This window comes from Flavobacterium sp. (genome assembly GCF_027533505.1).
GTDB lineage: Bacteria > Bacteroidota > Bacteroidia > Flavobacteriales > Flavobacteriaceae > Flavobacterium.
The window spans coordinates 1-17,100 of the sequence record NZ_JAPZUB010000001.1 but is presented as its reverse complement, the minus strand read 5'-3'; the positions used below and the strand labels follow the sequence as shown (position 1 = coordinate 17,100).

Below are 17,100 nucleotides of genomic sequence, written 5' to 3'. Positions count from 1 at the left end.
CACGATGTTTTCCACAAAGTTGCACGAAGTTTTTTAACCGCAAAGGCGGGAGTCAGTGGCGGAGCGGGGGAGAAATCCCATCCCTTGCTTCACACACAGCACTTGAAACCTGAAACCTGAAACCTGAAACTTGATCCCGAAATTTCGGGAGAAACCTGAAACAAAAACCCGCAGCGTGACACTACGGGTGGGTTGCAATTTTTTGATGTTTAAAAGGGATTTACTCAGCGGCTAAAAATACAGAGCAATAGCAGAAGCTATGTATAACTATGTTTCTATGTGGTTAACGTTTAATCAACCAAATAGTGACATAGTTTTCATAGTCTTGAATTGGTATTTAAGCGCAAAAGTTGCAGAGTTATAATGTTTTAAAAATTTACTCAGCAGCTTAGCGGCTCAGCTTCTCAGCGGCTCCTTTAATGCGCCCCTACCTTTCAAACTTATTATTATTCCCCTTCACATCCGCCATCAACCCTGTTGGATCAATCACAATGCTCTTTATATTGGCTAATGGTTTTTCGATGCGGAATTGATAACGCGGATTGCCCCAAGTCCAGTCTGTTAAAACTTTACGCGGTAATTCAGGGTCGGGGTTGGGTTTGATATAATGCATCATCCGCAACGGAATATAGAAATTTTCTTTCGAACCGTCGGTGTAGGTCACCTGCAAGTCAATTGGCATCGGCATGCGGCCCAAACGCTCTAGATTAACGACAGCGGCCCCCTCTTTTTCCTCCACCGAGGCAATGCTGTAGTCAATCGTGTTGGTGGTTTGGGTAAAATCAATTAAATACCAATCCAACACCGCACCCGAAACCCGCTCGGCTGTGCGTTTGATGTCGTTCGGAGTTGGGTGTTTGAACTTGAAGTCTTGGTAATAACGGCGTAAGATTTTATCAAGGTTCACACGCCCTAAAAGGTATTCCAATTGTGCCAAAAACACTTCTCCTTTGCTGTAGGAAGCAATACTGTAACTGCGGTTCTCATCATAGCGGTCGGCATGCGTTGATAAGGGCTGTTCTTTACCGCTGTTGGCCAAATTAATATAGGCTTTGTAAGCTCCCGCATACGGATTGGCCACAGGTTGCGGTGATAGCGTGTTCATGGCACGGTCTTCGATATACGACGTAAACCCTTCATCCATCCATGGGTGTTTACTTTCGTTGGTGGCCAAGATATGCTGAAACCAAGAATGGCCCATCTCGTGTGCAATTAAACCAGTTAAACCGTTCAATTCGCCTTCGCCCAAAATCAAGGTACACATGGCATATTCCATACCACCATCGCCGCCTTGAATCACACTGTATTGCTTGTACGGATAAGGTCCCACCCAATAATTGAACAAATCCATGATGGTTACTACTTTGGGTTGTACCGCCTTCCAGGTGAGTGCTATTTCAGGTTTGTTTTTGTATAAAAAATGAAGCGCGACTCCATTCGGACCTTGTACTACGTCATGTACATAATCGGGATCGGCCGCCCAGGTAAAATCGTGAACCTGCGGGGCCACAAAATGCCATGTCAGCGTTTTTTGCTTCTTTGGAATAGTCACTTTTACCCCCGAATCTTGATAGTTGTATCCGATTTCATTTCCGTTTTGCAAATACCCTGTACCGCCGAGAATGTACGATTTGTCAATGGTGATTTTCACATCAAAATTGCCCCAAACACCCTGAAATTCTCGAGCAATATATGGGTCCACATGCCAGCCTTCAAAATCAAATTCGGCCATTTTAGGATACCACTGACTCATCGAAAGGGCAACCCCTTCGCGATTGTTTCGTCCTGAACGTCGAATTTGCAAAGGAACTTGACCTTCAAACTGAAGCGTAAGCACCGTTGATTTCCCTGGAAGCAAAGGCGCGGCTAGCGGTACTTTGAGCAAGGTTCCGCTCACGGTGGTTTCTAGGAGTGCGCCGGCTTGACGTACATTGCTAACGTTCAAATATCCTATTTCATCCGACTTGAGTAGCGCAATGCGACTCTGTTTGATTTCCTTATCGCCCTCTTTGATTTTGTTCACCATGCGGCTGTCAGGATCTTTGATGTGTTGGATGCGCATGTCCATTTCACTACCCGGTTGAAATGCGTTGTTGTACAAATGGTAGTACACCGTTTGCAAGGTATCGGGCGAATTATTGGTGTAAATGAGTTCTTGGGTTCCCGTGTAGCGATAGGTGGTAACATCCATGGAGACTTCCATTTTGTAATCAACATGTTGTTGCCAATACCCTTTTTGTGCTTGACACAATAAGGAACAGAAGAAGGTTCCAAAAATCAAAAGTGGTTTCATAAGCGTAAGATACAAGGGGTTAATTATAGTCAAAAATGCCACAAACTACGAGGTAACTTGTGGCATGTTAAGTGTTTTTGATTTATTTTAAAATGAGGTAATGAAAACCGAATGCATGCAACGGTTCACCCTAACACTCGCTTAGTTTTTAGCCGCACGTACCATTTTATCCGCCATCAGCAAGGCATTGTAGGCATTCACTATTTTACCCGATACGCAAGTGGCGCTGAATGGAATTTGTACTTTCTCCTCGCCAACACCTACATTGGTTGCAATAGCAATTCCTGAATCCATCAAAATGTGTTTCACCTGTGAAGCAGTCAAAGAAGGGTAATACGAACGGATTAACGCTGCAACGCCCGCTGCATTAGGAGCAGCCATCGAAGTACCTTGTTCGTATTTGTATTTGTTGTTGGGATAGGTAGCGTAGATTTTCACTCCAGGCGCGAAAACGTCTACATTTTTTTGTCCGTAATTAGAAAAATCAGCGACCATTTTAGCACCTGTCGCGGTATTTAAGGCTCCGATGGTAATAAGATTATCGGCCATTTCCTTTCCGTTGACTTCATCGGTAGGGAAATTGGGTTCTACATCAATGTCTTTGCTGTCGTTCCCTGCCGCGTGTACGATAAGCACATCTTTACTTTCGGCATATTTAATGGCATCCCACACCCATTCTTTGTGCGGAGAATAATCTTTTCCAAAACTACCGTTGATGACTTTGGCGCCATTATCCACCGCATAACGTATCGCCAAGGCAATGTCTTTATCGTATTCATCGCCATTGGGTACCGCACGAATTGCCATGATTTCAACATTTTTAGCCATTACTCCATCGCCGCCAATGCCGTTGCCTCTCACTTGGGCAATAATTCCTGCTACGTGTGTACCGTGTGAAGCATCCGCTACATCAGGCCCTTTTACATTACCATTACCGTAGTTGCGGTTATTCAAATCTTCAGGATTGTCCCCTACCACTTTTCGACCGTCAAAATCTACGTTGAGGTTGTAATTGATTTGGTCATAAATATAATCCACATACGATTTGATTTCTTCTTGAAATTCGTCACCCGCTTGGGCCGCAATACTCATCATAATCATTTTACTGCGGTTGAGATTAGCATCGGTGGTGCTTATTCCTTTGAGGTCTTCTTTCGTGTAGGTTTCTTTTTTCAAGAAGGTTCGAATGTCTTTGTCGGCCTTCGCAATCATATCGACTTGTGGCTTTTGCTGTTTCATTTCCTGCAACTTTTGGTCCAGTTCTGCTTTAGCACGTTTGTACGTATCAGAACCGTCATCGCCTTTTTTAACGATACGGGTAAGTTCCAAATTCATATCGGTAGCCTCGCCCAAAAAGTTCCACCCATGCACATCATCCACAAATCCATTTTTGTCATCATCGATATTGTTGTTGGGAATTTCTTTGGCATTCGTCCAAATTCGCCCTTTCAAATCCGGATGATCAATATCCACGCCCGAATCAATAACGCCTACGATAACTTTCGTTCCTTTACGCTTTTTTAATAATTCGGCATATGCGCGGTCCACACTCATCCCCGGGACCGTATCTTTAATCAAGTCCAAATGACTCCATCGTTTTAAATCGGATTCCTTAATCGGGGTTGTTTTTAAAACTGTTTTGTCAATTTTTGCCGGATCGGTGTTTATAAATGGCGCATTAGACGATCCACAACCGGTGAGCAAGGAAGCAGCAACAAGAGCAATCCATGCTGATTTTTCAAAATTCAAGTGCAACATAATTTTCATTTCAAGGCAATTTGCCATAATTGGGGTTAAAAATATTGGCTTTTATCACAAAAGCCTTATCGATTAACATTAGATTAAGATATCTTCCAAACGATACACCTGATCGAGACGGATGCCTTTTTCGGTGTGCTTCACGGTTACAATAGGATTATGTGCATCGTGTTCCAACCATAAATAGTAACCCTGATCAGCCGCCGCGGTCAAGAATTTTGTTTTTTCATCCAAGGTCAATAGCGGTCGCGTATCATAACCCATCACATAAGGAATCGGAATATGGCCCGCGGTAGCTAATAAATCGGCACAAAAAACAATCGTTTTATCACCGTATGAAATGTGGGGCAACATTTGCTTTTCGGTATGACCGTCGGCATAAAAGATGTTGAAGCCCATTTCGGTGGAAAAGCCAAAATCACTTTCAGGGCGTTTGATAAAATGCAACTGACCACTTTCTTGCATCGGGATAATATTTTCATGTAAAAAAGAGGCTTTTTCCCGCGCATTGGGTTGGGTAGCCCACTGCCAGTGGTTTTCGTTGGTCCAATAGTTAGCATTTTTAAACGCCACTTCATAGCCTTCCCCTGAGGCTTTACGGTTCACACTACCGCCACAATGGTCAAAATGCAAGTGCGTCATAAATACATCGGTTACATCGTCGCGGTGAAACCCATGTTGGGCTAACGAAGTGTCGAGCGAATGATCGCCCCAAAGGGAATAATAACTGAAGAATTTTTCCGACTGTTTGTTGCCCATTCCCGTGTCAATCAAAATTAGTCGATCTCCCTCTTCAATCAGCAGACAACGCGCCGCGATATCGATGAGGTTGTTGGCATCCGCCGGATTGGTTTTGTGCCAAATGGTTTTGGGAACGACCCCAAACATCGCACCGCCGTCCAACTTAAAGTTACCGGCTTCAATAGCATAGAGTTTCTTCATATAAATCCGTGTAAACGTTCACTATTTAGGGTGGACAAGGTACAAAATCCAAACGGGAACTTTTAATAAACTTTATTTATAAGAATTCGACTAAAAAATATGTTAAATCGACGCGTGAAAAGCTTTATGGTGTATCTTTGCAACAATTTAGACAAAATTAAAATAAGCTATGATTAAAGTGTCCGAATCAGCCAGTAAAAAAATTGTCGAAATGATGCATGACGACGGTTTTGATGCCGCTCACGACTATGTTCGTGTTGGGGTGAAAAGCGGTGGATGTTCCGGTTTGTCTTATGAGTTAAAATTTGATAAGTCGATCGGAGAAAACGATAAAGTTTTCGAAGACAACAACGTTCGCATCGCCGTAGAGAAAAAGTCCTTTTTGTACTTAGCAGGAACTGTTTTGGAATATTCAGGCGGGTTGAATGGGAAAGGCTTTGTTTTTAATAATCCCAATGCGAGTCGCACGTGTGGATGTGGGGAGAGTTTTTCGCTCTAATTCCAATTTTTAATTTTACAACAAACCCATGGCAAAATATACCGAAGACGACTTAAAAGTCGAATTGGAAAATAAAGAGTACGAGTACGGATTTTACACCGATATCGAAAGTGAAACGTTTCCTGCTGGATTGAACGAAGATATCGTGCGTGCGATTTCCAAAAAGAAAGGCGAGCCCGAGTGGATGACCGATTGGCGTTTGGAAGCGTTTCGTGCTTGGCGCGAAATGGTAGAACCCGAATGGGCTAATGTACATTACGAAAAGCCCGATTTTCAGGCCATTTCGTATTATTCGGCACCCAAAAAAAAGGATAAATACGCTTCCCTTGACGAAGTGGACCCCGAGCTGTTGGATACCTTCAAAAAGTTGGGAATCTCGTTAGACGAACAGAAGAAATTAGCCGGTGTAGCCGTTGATATTGTGATGGATTCTGTTTCGGTGGCGACTACGTTCAAAAAGACGTTGGCTGAAAAAGGCATTATTTTCTGTTCCATTTCCGAAGCCATTCAAGAACATCCCGAGTTGGTGCAAAAATACATTGGTTCGGTTGTTCCCCAAAAAGACAATTTTTATGCGGCCTTAAATTCAGCCGTATTTTCCGATGGAAGTTTTTGTTACATTCCTAAAGGCGTACGTTGCCCCATGGAATTGTCCACTTACTTCCGCATCAATCAAGGAGGAACGGGACAGTTTGAGCGTACGCTTGTCATTGCCGATGAAGGCAGTTATGTGTCCTACCTCGAAGGCTGTACCGCACCGAGTCGCGATGAAAATCAATTGCACGCGGCGGTGGTCGAATTGATTGCATTGGATAATGCGGAAATCAAATATTCAACCGTTCAAAACTGGTATCCCGGAAATAAAGAAGGAAAAGGGGGGGTCTACAACTTTGTGACCAAACGCGGGTTGTGTGAAACCAATGCCAAAATCTCGTGGACGCAAGTTGAAACGGGTTCAGCAGTTACCTGGAAGTATCCGAGCTGCGTATTGAAAGGAGATAATTCCATTGGAGAGTTTTATTCTATTGCAGTGACCAACAACTTCCAACAAGCCGACACGGGAACGAAGATGATTCATTTAGGGAAAAACACCCGTTCGACGATTATTTCTAAAGGAATATCGGCGGGAAAATCCCAAAACAGTTACAGAGGATTAGTCCAAATTGGGGCGCGTGCTGAAAATGCGCGTAACTTCTCGCAATGTGACTCGTTGTTGATGGGGAACCAATGTGGAGCACATACCTTTCCCTATATCGAAAGTAAAAATGCTACCGCGAGAATTGAGCATGAGGCGACAACTTCCAAAATCGGTGAAGATCAAGTATTTTATTGCAACCAACGCGGAATTCCTACCGAAAAGGCTATTGCTTTAATTGTGAATGGTTTTAGCAAAGAAGTCCTCAATAAATTACCGATGGAATTTGCGGTGGAAGCCCAGAAATTATTGGAGATTTCGTTGGAAGGCAGCGTAGGATAATTTGAAATTTGATGTTTGAAATTTGAAATTATGGCTACGATTACAAAATTTGAAGATTTAAAAATTTGGCAAGATGCACGGATTTATGCGGATAAAATTTTTACGATTTCAAATGCTGAAAAGTTCAAAAATGATTTCAAATTAATTAATCAGATACATGATTCTTCGGGTTCAGTAATGGATAACATAGCTGAAGGCTTTGAAAGAGAAGGTAATAAAGAGTTCGTTCATTTTTTAACCATATCTAAAGGTTCTTGTGGAGAATCCCGTTCTCAGCTGTATAGAGCTTTTGATAGAAAATATATATCGGAGGATGAGTTGAATGAGTTAGTAGGAGATAGTCTAGAACTCAGCAAATCACTCTCAGGATTTATGAATTATTTAAAAAAATCAGAATACAAAGGAAATAAGTTCAATAAATAATAAGGTTTGTTTTGGAGCAATTTCAAATTTCAAATCTCAAATCTCAAATTTAAAATGTTATTCATAAAAAATTTACATGCTTCAGTAGAAGATAAAGACATCTTAAAAGGCATTAATTTAGAAATTAAAGCGGGTGAAGTACACGCGATTATGGGGCCAAACGGTGCCGGTAAGAGTACGTTGTCTTCGATCATTGCTGGGAATGAAAACTATGAAGTTTCGGAAGGAGAAATCGTTTTGGATGGGGAAGATATTTCTGATTTGGCTCCCGAAGAGCGTGCCCACAAAGGGGTGTTTTTATCGTTCCAATATCCGGTGGAAATTCCTGGAGTTTCGGTGACCAATTTCATCAAAACCGCCATCAACGAAAAGCGTAAAGCAAACGGCGAAGAGGAAATGCCTGCCAATGAAATGTTGAAGAAAATCCGCGAGAAATCAGAGTTGTTAGAAATGGACCGTAAGTTTTTGTCACGTTCGTTAAACGAAGGTTTTTCAGGCGGGGAGAAAAAGCGCAACGAGATTTTTCAAATGGCGATGCTAGAACCCAAATTGGCCATTCTCGATGAGACCGATTCAGGGTTGGATATTGATGCCTTACGTATCGTTGCCAACGGCGTAAACAAGTTGAAAAACGAAAACAATGCCGTTTTGGTGATTACCCACTACCAACGTCTCTTGGATTATATTATCCCCGATTATGTTCACGTGTTGATGGACGGTAAAATCGTGAAAACCGGAGGCGCAGATTTGGCTTTGGAATTGGAAGAAAAAGGGTATGATTGGATTAAGAGTGAATTGAATTAGGTTTCAAGTTTCAGGTTTCAGGTTTCCGTGAAAAGACATAAATTAGAGGTTTTAAACTATAATTTATAAGCCATGGCAACCATTAAACGATTTGAAGACCTCGAGATTTGGCAAGAAGCTAGAAAACTAGCTAGAGAAATTCATCAAATTTCCTTAACTACTCCTCTGAAAACAGATTTTAGATTTCAACAACAAAAAAAGCCTCTTCACGGTCTATAATGGACAATATTGCAGAAGGTTTTGAACGCGATGGCAATGCTGAATTTAAACAATATTTAGCAATTGCAAAAGGGTCTTCAGGAGAGACACGATCACAGCTCTATCGGTTGTTAGATTATGAATATATTTCAGAAAAACGGTTCATTGAACTAAAAACACAATATGAAAGTCTAAGTGGTAAGATTCAAAGTTTTATCACCTATTTAAATAAACAAGAATTCAAGGGTAACAAGTTTCGTTAACGTTAAACTTGAAACCTGAAACTTGAAACTTTATACAATGGAATTGAAAGAAAAGCTTATTTCCTCATTCATGGCCTTTGAAGGACAGATCGATGTGAATTCCGATTTGTACGATGTGCGCACTTCGGCGATTAAGAATTTTGAACAAAAAGGGTTTCCTTCCAAAAAGGAAGAGGCCTGGAAATATACCTCGTTGAATACCGTTTTGAAGCATGATTTTACGGTGTTTCCAAAGCATGACTCGGCGATTGAATTTAAAGACGTTAAGAAGTATTTTTTGCATGAAATTGACACCTACAAAGTCATATTTATCGATGGAAAATACAGCTCGTTTTTATCGCAAACTACGCATGAAGGATTGGATGTTTGTTTGATGTCGTCCGCCTTTACCAAGCCGAAGTACAAAATGGTGATGGATACTTATTTCAATCAAATCGCCAACAAAGACGAAACCTTAACCTCCCTTAACACCGCCTTTGCTGCGGAAGGGGCCTACATCAATGTCCCCAAAAGTAAGGTGGTCGACAAACCTATCGAAATTATTTACTTCTCTACAGGCCAAGAAAACGCCTTGATGGTTCAACCGCGTAATTTGATTGTAGTGGGCGAAAATGCCCATGTGCAAATCATTGAGCGCCATCAAAGTCTGAATGAAAATCCTGTATTGACCAATGCCGTTACTGAGGTGTTTGCCCAAAAACGCGCAATTGTGGATTATTATAAAATTCAAAACGATTTGGGTTCAGCCAATTTGATTGACAATACCTACATCGCTCAAAAACAAGAAAGTCACGTTTCGGTGCATACCTTCTCTTTTGGAGGCAACATTACGCGCAACAATTTGAATTTCTACCACCAAGGCGAACGTATTGACTCGACCTTAAAAGGAATTACCATTATCGGAGGAAAACAACATGTGGATCATTACACCTTGGTGCACCACGCGCAACCCAACTGCGAAAGCCATCAAAACTACAAATGCATTGTCAATGACAGCGCAACCGGAGTTTTCAACGGTAAGATTTTTGTGGAAAAAGAAGCGCAAAAAACCGATGCTTTTCAGCAAAACAACAACATCTTGTTGAGTGAAAAAGCGGTGATTAATGCGAAGCCTCAATTGGAAATTTTTGCCGATGATGTCAAATGTTCCCACGGCTGTACGATTGGTCAATTGGACGAAAGCGCCATGTTTTATATGCAACAACGCGGTATTCCAAAAAAAGAAGCCAAGGCCTTATTGATGTATGCTTTTTCCAATGAGGTAATTGAAAGTATCAAAATCCCCGAATTGAAACAGCGCATTACTCAAATTATTGCCAATAAATTAGGGGTAAATTTGGGATTTGATTTATAAAAATTCCATTCGATATACGAAAGACGCAGGTTGAACGACCTGCGTTATTTTTTGATACTCTTCACAATCCCACGCAACAAACCATTGAAATCAAAGCCGGGATCTTCTTTTAATCCCATGCGCACTACCACCAAATCATGGCTGGGGAAAATGGCAACCATTTGCCCTTGATACCCGCTGCAGTAATACATATCGCGCGGAACATCGGGAAATTTACCCCCCGCATTCAACCAAAATTGTGCGCCATAACGTCCCTCCGAAGTTGGGGTGGGCGTAGCGACATAGTTTGCCCAATCGGCAGCAAAGATACGCTCCCCATTCCACAGGCCTTTTTGCAAATACAACTGTCCAAATCGAGCCCAATCTCTAGGAGTGGCCCAACCGTAGGACGACCCCACAAAGTTGCCCGCCATATCGGTTTCTACAAGGGCCGAATGCATGCCAATTTTATCCAACAAACTGCTGTACCAAAAGTCGAGATAGTCTTGGTGCGACTGAAACTGTTGCCGTAAAATACCACTTAATAAGTTGGTCGTCCCCGAGGAGTAGTTCCAACTCGCATTGGGTTTTCCTACCAAGGGTTTGTCGCGTTGAACCGCTGGCATATCGCGCGCTTGGAAAAGCATTTGCGTGGCATCACAAATTTTGTCGTACTGTTCTTCCCATTCCAAACCCGAATTCATTTGCAATAAATTGTGAAGGGTAATCTTTTTGCGGTCGTCGTTTTGCCATGCCGCGATGGGTGCGGGTTTACGAACGTCGATTTTCCCTTGGTATTGAAGGATTCCGAAATAGGTTCCGGTCAAACTCTTCGTCATTGACCATCCTAGCAATCTCGAATCTTTGGTAAACCCGTCGGCATACTGTTCATGCACCAAGTGTCCTTTGTATAAGACCACAACTGCTCGTGTACGTTTATTTTTTTCACCCTTGGCATCAAAAGCTTGGGCCACGGTCTTTTTTAGTAAGGCATAGTCGATAGATGCAAACGTACTGTCTTTGGGCGCACCCGCTCCAAAAGGATACGGAAGAGCCGTATTGGGTTGGAGCGTTCGCCGTGGTACAAGATAGGGTTGCGAAACGTCAAAATCATCATCAATCAATGTAGCACCAAGTCCAGGACGGTAAATCGCTTTGCGTTCTTTGATACCATACACACTAGAAAGGGCAAACTGTTTCGTTTGGTTTACCGAATTTCGAGCCAAATCCACCAACGGAATGTCATTATCGCCCGATTCAATCACGTCCAACGGGCGGTTATCAATAAATGTTCCCGAAGCAACACTTTTGGCAGAAAACCCCGAGATTAAATCCAGTTTTGGGTAGAGGGCAAAGTAGAAAACGAATACAAAAATGACGATACAGACAACAACTATTTTCAGGAATTTTTTCATGGGAAAAGCTGGGTTTTGGAAATTCTAATGTACAGAAAAAATAGATTCAAAAAACAGGGTCAAATGGACAAGTGATAAGGAAAAGTTAATTGACCTAAATCCCCGTAGAAAGGCGAAAGTTTTAATATCTTTGTATTTAGAAAAATTCTAAATAAAATGCTAGACCTACATAAAATTCGCGCGGATTTTCCCATTTTAACTCAACAGGTAAATGGCAAACCGTTGGTCTATTTTGATAACGGTGCTACAGCGCAAAAGCCCCAAGTAGTGCTCGATGCTATAACGAAGTATTACAGCGAAATCAACGCCAATATTCACCGTGGTGTCCACACTTTGAGTCAGCTAGCCACCGATGCTTACGAAGCATCTCGCTCCAAGATTCAGCGTCATTTGAATGCCAAAGAGCCGCATGAAATCATTTTTACCTCGGGTACCACCCATGGCATCAATGCAGTAGCAAATGGATTTGCGGCTTTGTTGCAACCGGGTGATGAAATCTTGGTTTCGGCGATGGAGCACCACAGCAACATAGTCCCTTGGCAAATGTTGTGCGAACGTACAGAAGCCGTATTGAAAGTCATCCCCATGAATGAAAAAGGGGAACTAGTGCTATCGGAATACGAGGCGTTATTGTCGGAGAAAACCAAAATCGTGACAGTGAATCATATTTCCAATGCGTTAGGTACAATTAATCCGGTAGAATATATTATTCAAAAAGCACATGAAGTAGGGGCAGCCGTTTTAATTGATGGCGCTCAAGCAACACCGCATTTAAAACCCGATGTGCAAGCCATGGATTGTGATTTTTATGTTTTTTCGGGACATAAAGTATGTGGTCCAACAGGAACTGGAATTTTGTATGGCAAAGAAGCATGGTTGCAGAAGTTGCCACCGTATCAAGGCGGTGGAGAAATGATTGCCACCGTGAGTTTTGAAAAGACTACCTATGCCGATTTACCGCATAAATTTGAAGCAGGCACACCCAATATTGCTGGAGGGATCGTATTGGGAACGGCCATTGATTATTTGAATGAAATCGGTTTCGAGGCTATCGCAGCCTACGAACATGAATTGTTGGAATACGCAACCCAAAAGTTGCTACAAATAGAAGGGTTGCGAATTTATGGTACCGCTGCCCACAAAACCTCAGTAATCTCATTTAACGTAGGAAGCATTCACCCCTATGATATTGGCACGATTGTCGATAAGTTAGGTATAGCGGTGCGCACCGGACACCATTGTGCCCAACCCGTCATGGATTTCTTCGGAATTCCCGGAACGGTTCGCGCTAGTTTTGCTTTTTACAATACCAAAGAAGAAATTGATACTTTTGTAGAAGCACTGCACAAGGCCGTGATGATGTTATCTTAAAAGTTTCGTTTATGAAAGCACTAGTTCTCTTTTTATTTACCCTTTTGATGGGGAAAGGTTGTACCCAAAGCAACGCTGATTTGGCTTCGGCCAAACTTACGTACACGGCACACAGTCGCGGCATACACAAAGTGATTGTTTTGGAAAATAAAGAATTGACCTATGAAAATGGCCGTGGGAAAGACGCTACCGTAATAGCTTCAACGCTTTCTGATTCGGAGTGGGATGCCTTAGTGCGTCAGTTTAAGACGATTTCGTTGGAGCAATTGAACACCTATGCCGACCCAACACAAGCCCGCTTTTACGACGGTGCAGCCATTGCCAATTTGACCATAGAATACAAAGGCAACACTTACCGCACTAAAGATTTTGATCACGGAACACCTCCTGTAGAGATACAACCGTTGATTACGTCTTTGTTGGCTTTAATCAAAGAATAAACGTTTATGACAACGCAAGAAATACAAGAAGCAATTGTAGATGAGTTTTCCATGTTTGACGACTGGATGCAACGCTATGAATATATTATTGAATTGGGTAAATCGTTACCAATCATCGCTGCCCAATACAAAACCGAGGATAATATTATCAAAGGCTGTCAATCGAAAGTATGGGTTCATGCAGAAGAAAAGGAGGGAAAAATTTGGTTTACTGCCGACAGTGATGCCATCTTGACCAAAGGAATCATTGCGTTGTTAATTCGCGTGTTTTCAGGGCAAGAACCCAAAGTGATTTTGGAAACCGATACCACTTTTGTAGATGAAATTGGATTAAAAGAACATTTATCGCCTACGCGGGCCAACGGTTTGGTGTCGATGATCAAACAAATCAAGATGTACGCGTTGGCCTTTCAATCAAAAAATATAAACTAACGATAGTTATATGGAAGAATTTAACGATACCATCAACTTAGGGGAGAATGTGGTCAAAGTGTTAAAAGGCATTTATGACCCAGAAATTCCAGTAGATATTTATGAATTGGGATTAATTTATGATGTCATGATTAATGAAGATCATGAAGTAAAAGTGCTCATGACGTTGACGTCACCCAATTGCCCCGTTGCGGAAACCTTGCCTGCTGAGGTGGAAGAAAAAATTAGAAAAATTGAGCATGTGAAATCGTGTGAGGTGGAAATTACCTTTGATCCGCCATGGAGCAAGGATTTAATGAGTGAAGAAGCCAAGTTAGAACTAGGAATGCTGTAACTACGCCATGGACGAAATTGTAAATCGTGTTGCCCAGTCGGCTTTGATGGTTTTTGATTTGGAGGATTACTATCCAAAACAAGTGAAGTCAAGTGTAGACATCGCACAATGGCTTGAGGAAGGATTTTTGTTGAAAGAAAAAGACTTTCGGGAGGCGCTAAAGAACCACGATTGGACACAATACCACGAACACCTATGCGCAGTGTATTGTAGTACCGACGCTATTTTGCCCGCATGGGCTCCCATTTTGGTGAGTTCTTACCTCGCTTCGGAAGCATATTGGGTTGTATTGGGTTCCCCTGAAACCTTAGATGAACACTATTACCAATACATTTTAGAGCAATTGGATTATTCTTCCTATGCTGATAAGCCTGTGATATTAAAAGGCTGTTCCAAAAAACCTGTTCCGGATAGTGCTTACGTGGTTGCGATTCAAAAATTGCAAAAAGTTGCCAAAAGCATTATGTATGGGGAAGCATGTTCGGCAGTACCCTTATTTAAAAAAAGCACAACAAAATTGTAGAAGTCTCTCTTCATTTTCAATTTGGAAATCACAGAAGTATCGCTATTTTTGCGCCGAATTTATAACCCGAAATTCCGTGAAAAAATATTTAATTTTCATTGCCTTGTGCAGCATGAGTGTTGTTCAAGCCCAATTGAGTGAGCGCGAACTTTTGAATAAAACTGAAGAAGTCGTTAAAAATATCACCGAAGAAAAGCCCAATGGATGGTCGCGTAAAGGGTTGGCCACATTTATAGCAAACCAAGCTATTTTTAATAATTGGTTGGCTGGGGGACAAACCAGTTTTTCAGGAAACATTTCGTTAAGCTACGATTTTAATTACAAAAGTGATACTTGGAACTGGGATAATAAATTGACCGCGGGATATGGTATCACTAAAATTAAAAAGCAAGAACTTCAAAAAACCGATGACCGGGTGCAATTCAATTCGCTACTAGGTAAAAAGTTTACCGAGGTTTGGTATTACTCCATGTTTTTTAATTTTCGTTCTCAATTTGATGCCGGTTTTGAAAAAGGAATAAAAACCTCCAAATTGCTTTCTCCTGTTTTCTTGCAGTTTGGTCCAGGGGTACTTTGGAAACGCAGTGATAGTTTTAAAATAAACGTGGCGCCAGCGACTTCCAAAGTAGTGCTTGTTGATGCCGATTTTACCCGAACAGGTAGTTCTTTTGGGGTTTTACAAGGCGAGACCATGCGGTATGAGTTTGGTGCTGCAGTAAGTGGGTATTACAAATGTTTGTTGATGGAAAACGTAACGATGGAGAATATTTTAAACCTCTATTCCAATTACAATGAAGATGCTCAAAACGTGGACGTGGATTACACGCTAAATGTAAACATGAAAGTAAACAAGTATTTAACGACCACTTTTGCTTTTCAAACCATTTATGACGATAATGCCTTTGCAGGTTTTCAAACGCGTCAAATCATCGGTTTGGGCGTTAACTACAATTTTTAATATTCTTGAGCTAATTTCCTAAGGATTTTCAGATGTTACTCATTTTCCACCGCGTCTTTGTAGTCGGGATATAAGAATTTGTTGTAGGGAAAACGGGTGATGTGAATTTTCCGAACGGCTTCGTATACTTTTTCTCTAAATTCTTCAAAATTGGCTTTTTCGGTGGCAGAGATAAATATGGTGTGATCTTCCCCCAAATGACTCATCCACGTTTGTTTCCATTCCTCCAAAGTATAGTGTTTTCGGGTTCGTTCGGTGGTTAAATCATCTTCAGCTATAATATCGTGTTGGTACGCATCAATTTTATTAAAAATCATTAAGGTCGGTTTGTCGCTACTTTTAATGTCGGTTAAAATTTGATTTACCGATTCAATATGTTCTTCAAAATCAGGATGCGAAATGTCGACAACATGGAGGAGCAAATCGGCTTCTCTAACTTCATCCAAGGTGCTTTTGAAGGATTCGATCAGCTGTGTTGGGAGTTTTCGAATAAATCCTACAGTGTCAGAGAGCAAGAAGGGTAAGTTTTTCACGACAACTTTTCGAACAGTAGTGTCAAGTGTAGCGAAAAGTTTATTTTCAACAAAAACATCACTTTTCCCTACGGCATTCATTAAGGTGGATTTTCCTACATTAGTGTATCCAACTAAGGCGACACGAACCATAGCGCCACGGTTGCTTCGTTGCACCGCCATTTGTTTATCTATGGTGCGAATTTTTTCTTTTAATAAAGCGATTCGATCCCTTACGATTCGGCGGTCGGTTTCAATTTCGGTTTCTCCTGGACCTCTCAACCCAATTCCTCCTTTTTGACGTTCCAAGTGGGTCCACATACCCGAAAGACGCGGTAACAAATATTGGCATTGAGCCAATTCAACTTGGGTTCGCGCATACGATGTTTCGGCCCGTTGCGCAAAAATATCTAGGATGAGATTGGTTCGATCCAATACCTTGCAATCGAGTATTTTGGAAATGTTTTTTTGTTGAGAAGGGGAAAGTTCATCATCAAAAATAACGGTAGATATCGCATGTTCTTTAACAAACAAATGAATTTCATCCATTTTACCTGTACCTAAAAAGGTCTTGGGATTGGGCCTGTCTAGTTTTTGCCAAAACCGCTTTACCACCTCTCCTCCCGCTGTAAACGTTAGAAATGCTAATTCGTCTAAATATTCTTTTAATTTATCTTCATTTTGAAATTGTGTAACGATACCGACTAGTACCGTTTTTTCAAAATTTATTTTTTCCTTTTCCAGCATAACTTCAAAAACAGACTACAAAAATAGGTAATAATGTTTACTTTTTTTTTCAAATACCCAATCAAACCCATCGAATACGTCTTAAAATTGAGTTTTTCCGCTGAGATTCAGATTTTTTTTTAAATTTGGAGATTAAATCATTCGAACACTATACTTTAATTAACTTAATCTCCATTGTAAATGAAGAAAATTACTTTCGTTCTTGCTTTACTGTGTACTTTTTTTGGGTTTGCCCAATTTCCAACTCCAGGAGTTGAGGGATTTGAGAATACGACCGGTCCGGACGTAGCTACAAATCCATCGCCTTGGACTTTGGGAACGGGAGCCACGGGTAACCAGTGGGCTGTTTTTGACAACGGTGTGGGGACACGCCGCTGG

The 17,100-nt window shown here is 41.5% G+C and carries 19 protein-coding genes; 14 read left to right on the top strand and 5 right to left on the bottom strand.

Annotated features, from left to right (window positions below):
* Nucleotides 1-427 precede the first annotated feature (427 nt).
* The 3 genes from O9316_RS00090 to O9316_RS00080 all read right to left on the bottom strand — a co-directional run bounded on the left by O9316_RS00090 (nucleotide 428) and on the right by O9316_RS00080 (nucleotide 4,993).
* A complete protein-coding gene (locus O9316_RS00090) occupies nucleotides 428-2,293 on the bottom strand; it encodes a M1 family metallopeptidase (RefSeq protein ID WP_298204003.1) in 1,866 nt (621 codons plus the stop codon).
* A gap of 141 nt (nucleotides 2,294-2,434) precedes the next feature.
* Complete coding sequence (locus tag O9316_RS00085) at nucleotides 2,435-4,060, bottom strand: S8 family peptidase (RefSeq protein WP_298204002.1); 1,626 nt, start codon at nucleotides 4,058-4,060, stop codon at nucleotides 2,435-2,437.
* 69 nt (nucleotides 4,061-4,129) lie between these two features.
* Nucleotides 4,130-4,993 (bottom strand): MBL fold metallo-hydrolase, encoded by an 864-nt coding sequence (locus O9316_RS00080; protein WP_298204001.1) that lies wholly within the window; start codon nucleotides 4,991-4,993, stop codon nucleotides 4,130-4,132.
* 169 nt (nucleotides 4,994-5,162) lie between these two features.
* On the opposite strand from O9316_RS00080, the gene O9316_RS00075 reads away from it, so the two are divergent.
* The 7 genes from O9316_RS00075 to sufD all read left to right on the top strand — a co-directional run bounded on the left by O9316_RS00075 (nucleotide 5,163) and on the right by sufD (nucleotide 10,011).
* Nucleotides 5,163-5,492: an iron-sulfur cluster assembly accessory protein gene (locus O9316_RS00075; RefSeq protein ID WP_298204000.1), complete on the top strand. Its 330-nt coding sequence runs from the start codon at nucleotides 5,163-5,165 to the stop codon at nucleotides 5,490-5,492.
* Nucleotides 5,493-5,520: 28 nt separating this feature from the next.
* Complete coding sequence (sufB, locus tag O9316_RS00070) at nucleotides 5,521-6,969, top strand: Fe-S cluster assembly protein SufB (protein WP_298203999.1); 1,449 nt, start codon at nucleotides 5,521-5,523, stop codon at nucleotides 6,967-6,969.
* A gap of 30 nt (nucleotides 6,970-6,999) precedes the next feature.
* On the top strand, nucleotides 7,000-7,392 hold the full coding sequence (locus tag O9316_RS00065; RefSeq protein WP_298203998.1) for a four helix bundle protein: 393 nt from the start codon (nucleotides 7,000-7,002) through the stop codon (nucleotides 7,390-7,392).
* A gap of 54 nt (nucleotides 7,393-7,446) precedes the next feature.
* The gene (sufC, locus tag O9316_RS00060; RefSeq protein ID WP_298203997.1) at nucleotides 7,447-8,196 is read left to right on the top strand and encodes a Fe-S cluster assembly ATPase SufC; all 750 of its coding nucleotides are present in this window, start codon (nucleotides 7,447-7,449) and stop codon (nucleotides 8,194-8,196) included.
* A 72-nt stretch (nucleotides 8,197-8,268) separates the two neighbouring features.
* Nucleotides 8,269-8,415, top strand: coding sequence for a four helix bundle protein (locus O9316_RS13060; RefSeq protein ID WP_366941501.1), 147 nt, complete (start codon nucleotides 8,269-8,271; stop codon nucleotides 8,413-8,415).
* On the top strand, nucleotides 8,415-8,657 hold the full coding sequence (locus O9316_RS13055; RefSeq protein WP_366941500.1) for a four helix bundle protein: 243 nt from the start codon (nucleotides 8,415-8,417) through the stop codon (nucleotides 8,655-8,657). Before O9316_RS13060 ends, O9316_RS13055 begins: the two co-directional genes overlap by 1 nt.
* A gap of 37 nt (nucleotides 8,658-8,694) precedes the next feature.
* The gene (sufD, locus tag O9316_RS00050) at nucleotides 8,695-10,011 is read left to right on the top strand and encodes a Fe-S cluster assembly protein SufD (protein WP_298203996.1); all 1,317 of its coding nucleotides are present in this window, start codon (nucleotides 8,695-8,697) and stop codon (nucleotides 10,009-10,011) included.
* A 44-nt stretch (nucleotides 10,012-10,055) separates the two neighbouring features.
* On the opposite strand, the gene O9316_RS00045 is transcribed toward sufD, so the two are convergent.
* Entirely contained in the window at nucleotides 10,056-11,405 is a 1,350-nt protein-coding gene (locus O9316_RS00045) for a serine hydrolase (RefSeq protein WP_298203995.1), read from the bottom strand.
* A gap of 156 nt (nucleotides 11,406-11,561) precedes the next feature.
* Here O9316_RS00045 and O9316_RS00040 point away from each other — a divergent pair, with 156 nt between their 5' ends.
* From O9316_RS00040 to O9316_RS00015, 6 genes are all read left to right on the top strand, one after another.
* The gene (locus O9316_RS00040) at nucleotides 11,562-12,776 is read left to right on the top strand and encodes a cysteine desulfurase (RefSeq protein WP_298203994.1); all 1,215 of its coding nucleotides are present in this window, start codon (nucleotides 11,562-11,564) and stop codon (nucleotides 12,774-12,776) included.
* Between the two features lie 11 nt (nucleotides 12,777-12,787).
* Nucleotides 12,788-13,216: a hypothetical protein gene (locus O9316_RS00035; protein ID WP_298203993.1), complete on the top strand. Its 429-nt coding sequence runs from the start codon at nucleotides 12,788-12,790 to the stop codon at nucleotides 13,214-13,216.
* Between the two features lie 6 nt (nucleotides 13,217-13,222).
* Nucleotides 13,223-13,648 (top strand): SufE family protein, encoded by a 426-nt coding sequence (locus tag O9316_RS00030; RefSeq protein ID WP_298203992.1) that lies wholly within the window; start codon nucleotides 13,223-13,225, stop codon nucleotides 13,646-13,648.
* Nucleotides 13,649-13,658: 10 nt separating this feature from the next.
* Nucleotides 13,659-13,982 carry an SUF system Fe-S cluster assembly protein gene (locus O9316_RS00025; protein WP_073360164.1) on the top strand — a complete coding sequence of 108 codons (324 nt, stop codon included), beginning with the start codon at nucleotides 13,659-13,661 and terminating at the stop codon, nucleotides 13,980-13,982.
* A 7-nt stretch (nucleotides 13,983-13,989) separates the two neighbouring features.
* Nucleotides 13,990-14,505, top strand: coding sequence for a DUF2480 family protein (locus tag O9316_RS00020; protein ID WP_298203991.1), 516 nt, complete (start codon nucleotides 13,990-13,992; stop codon nucleotides 14,503-14,505).
* A 76-nt stretch (nucleotides 14,506-14,581) separates the two neighbouring features.
* A complete protein-coding gene (locus O9316_RS00015) occupies nucleotides 14,582-15,463 on the top strand; it encodes a DUF3078 domain-containing protein (RefSeq protein WP_298203990.1) in 882 nt (293 codons plus the stop codon).
* Nucleotides 15,464-15,498: 35 nt separating this feature from the next.
* Here the strand turns inward: O9316_RS00015 and hflX are convergent, their stop codons facing one another.
* Nucleotides 15,499-16,722 (bottom strand): GTPase HflX, encoded by a 1,224-nt coding sequence (hflX, locus tag O9316_RS00010; RefSeq protein WP_298203989.1) that lies wholly within the window; start codon nucleotides 16,720-16,722, stop codon nucleotides 15,499-15,501.
* A gap of 180 nt (nucleotides 16,723-16,902) precedes the next feature.
* Between hflX and O9316_RS00005 the strand changes: the two genes are divergently transcribed.
* Nucleotides 16,903-17,100, top strand: a 198-nt coding sequence (locus O9316_RS00005; protein WP_298203988.1) for a hypothetical protein, incomplete at its 3' end; no start/stop codon positions are given.